This window comes from Bradyrhizobium sp. (assembly GCF_049519115.1).
In the GTDB taxonomy this organism is placed as follows: Bacteria; Pseudomonadota; Alphaproteobacteria; order Rhizobiales; family Xanthobacteraceae; genus Bradyrhizobium.
On the sequence record NZ_JBEKRB010000181.1, the window covers coordinates 1 to 2,861 of the forward strand.

The window sequence follows — 2,861 nt, forward strand, 5'->3', positions numbered from 1 at the left end:
AACCAACCAGCTGGCATCATCAAACAGAAAGTCGCAGACGGTGCCAAGCTGGCCATCGCTCGCCGCAATGGCGTAGCCATCTATCACTGATGTGTTCCACAACATTGCGCGACCCCTTAACGTTCAGGTAACGGCCAATCGGTGTCCTTAATTGCAATCTCGCGGTCATTGTGCCCATATCGGGCAGGATGTCGTCATCCATTATCGCTGGCATCCACTGTACGGGCGAAGTGCGCGTCGCATTCAGAGTGAGCGGCGCGCATCAGGCGATGTCGTGCACGTGGAGCTATCGTCCGGTGCTGTGACGAAGTTGCCGGCGTGGAAGCTCGACGCCGTCTACTGCGCCGGTCTGAAGGTCGGCCCGCCCCAGGCCTCATTGGCGGCGCTCTGCTCATTGCATGAGCTGCTCATCGCCTGCGAATCACGATTGGTTTCCGCCGACGGCAACATCGTCAGGCAGGAGACGCAGGATGGAAGCGCAGTTACGGCTCGCACGGAGGACGGAGCTCGCTCGGAGGCTGAGGCACAGCCTTCCGGCGGAGCCACGTCAGCTCGACCTCATTCTCGACGACACACGATTTCGGGGCATGACGCTGGCGGAGCGCCAAGCGGTGCTAAGGGCGCTCGCACGGCTCCTGCTCGAGGCCAGCGGCGTGGCAAAGCTGGAGGTCAGCGATGACAACGCATGACGCTCTCCTTCCGGCAACTGTTCTGCAACGCAAGGCGGTCGTCTATGTCCGCCAGTCGACCCCGCAGCAAGTCCAATCGAACCTGGAGAGTCAGAGGCGGCAGTACGAGTTGGTCGAAGTCGCACGTCGACGCGGGTTTACCGACATCGACGTGATTGACGACGATCTTGGTCGCACCGCGAGTGGCACCGTCGAACGGCCCGGCTTCGATCGCCTGGTCGCCGCCCTGTGCGCCGGGCAGGTCGGCGCTGTGCTCTGCCTCGATGCCTCTCGGCTCTCTCGCAATGGCCGCGACTGGCACCATCTCCTGGAACTGTGCGGTTTGGTGGAAGCCCGTGTCATCGATCTCGATGGCGTGTACGACCCCTGCCGGCCGAACGACCGCCTGCTCCTTGGCATGAAGGGCAGTATCAGCGAGTTCGAGCTGGGGATTATCAGATCCAGGATGTACGAGGCGGCACGATCAAAAGCGAAGCGCGGCGAGTTGAGGATCTCGATCCCAATCGGCTACTCTTGGGACCGGCACATCGGCCTCGGCCTCGATCCAGATCGGCGGCTGCAGGAGGTAATCAGGCTGGTGTTCCAGAAGTTCCGTGAGCTGGGCAGCGCCCGCCAAGTGCTGTTGTGGATGACGTCGCAGAATGTCCACTTTCCCTATCCGTCGGACGGCAGGACGTTGACGTCGTTCGAGTGGCGGCCGATCAGGTATCGCAATGTCATCTCGATTCTCAAGAACCCTTTCTATGCGGGCGTCTACGGCTACGGGAAGACTGAGAAGCGCACCGCGATCATCGATGGTCGTGCGCGCAAGAGCTATGGCCACCGCAAGCCGATGGGCACATGGGAAGTGTTCATCCAGGATCATCACGAAGGCTACGTCAGCTGGGCAGAGTACGAGCGTAATCAGACGCTGCTCGCCGGCAACGCCTACGGCAGGGTTGGTGACACGAAGTCCGGACGGGGTGGACGCGCGCTGCTGGCTGGTCTCATCTGCTGCGCGCGGTGCGGTCGCCGGCTCAGCGTTCTCTACACTGGTCGCTATCCGCGGCCGATCTACAGGTGCGAACAGCCGAACGTGCAGTTGGGCCAGCGGCGTTGCTTGACCGTCGCCGGCAAGCGCATTGACGAGACCATTGCGGTCGAGATGCTGCATGCCGTAACTCCGATGGCGATCGAGGCGGCTGAGGAGGCCGAGCGGATGCTGAGAGACGAGGACCAGGATCGGCGGCGCATCGCCGAGCTGGAGCTGCAGCAAGCCCAATACGATGCATCGCTCGCCGAACGCCGCTATGCCGCTTGCGACCCCGACAACCGCCTGATCGCAGCACAGCTGGAGAAGGCATGGGAGACCTCGCTGGAGCGTGTCGAGCTTTGCCGGGAGCGGCTCGTTCGAATGGGGACGCCCGGTGCTGACGATATCCATCCCGACTTCACTGGATTGGCCGATGATCTCGCGGCGGCATGGAAGGCGCCGCGAACCACGATGAGGACGCGCCAGCGACTGGTGCGGGCACTGATCACCGAGATCGTGGTTGATATCGACGCGGTGGCTGGTGAGATCGTTCTGGCCATCCACTGGAAGGGCGGCGTGCATTCCGAGTTGCGCATCCACAAGCCGCGAACCGGTGAACACGGATGCAGCACACCCGAACAGGCGCTCGCCGTCATGCGCAGCATGGCGGGCCGATGGTCCGATCAAGACATTGCCGCATCACTGAACCGCATGGGAATGCCGTCCGGCCAAGGCAAGACCTGGACGGCGCACCGTGTCGGGTCGGTACGCCGCGTTCGTGGCATCCATGGTTACCGCTCCGCCGCGAAGAACGGGGAGTGGCTAACGATGCGGGATGCTGCCGCAAAGCTTGGTGTGAGCCATCACCAAATTCGCAAGCTCATAAAGGCCGGTATCCTCGCCAGCGAGCAGATCATGCCCGACGCACCACACCAGATCCGTGCCGCCGACCTCGCAAGCGAACAGGTCGTTACCGCGCTCAAGCGAAAGGGGCGCCCGTGTCGGGTCGATTCCGAAAAGCAGATCTCAATGTTTTCAGACACTTGAAAAGGAGGTGCAGAATGAATCGGTCATTGCGATGCCACGCAGCGCGCGTTCCGCGGCATTGTTCGACAGGCAGATACGCCCATCATCGAGGAACCGGGTGAATGCGGTCCAGC

The 2,861-nt window shown here is 62.2% G+C and carries 2 protein-coding genes and 1 pseudogene; 2 read left to right on the top strand and 1 reads right to left on the bottom strand.

Annotated features, from left to right (window positions below; genetic code table 11):
• The first annotated feature begins 470 nt into the window (after positions 1-470).
• Positions 471-689 carry a hypothetical protein gene (locus ABSE61_RS36830; protein ID WP_423876062.1) on the top strand — a complete coding sequence of 73 codons (219 nt, stop codon included), beginning with the start codon at positions 471-473 and terminating at the stop codon, positions 687-689.
• Positions 676-2,748 (top strand): recombinase family protein, encoded by a 2,073-nt coding sequence (locus tag ABSE61_RS36835; protein ID WP_423876063.1) that lies wholly within the window; start codon positions 676-678, stop codon positions 2,746-2,748. Before ABSE61_RS36830 ends, ABSE61_RS36835 begins: the two co-directional genes overlap by 14 nt.
• Positions 2,749-2,772: 24 nt before the next feature.
• Here ABSE61_RS36835 and ABSE61_RS36840 read toward each other — a convergent pair.
• Positions 2,773-2,861 (bottom strand): annotated as a pseudogene (locus ABSE61_RS36840) (IS66 family transposase); the annotation flags it as partial.

Excerpts from the sequence above, each read along its gene's own strand:
- ABSE61_RS36830 (WP_423876062.1), top strand. The coding sequence starts at position 471 with ATGGAAGCGCAGTTACGGCTCGCACGGAGGACGGAGCTCGCTCGGAGG.
- ABSE61_RS36835 (WP_423876063.1), top strand. The coding sequence starts at position 676 with ATGACAACGCATGACGCTCTCCTTCCGGCAACTGTTCTGCAACGCAAG.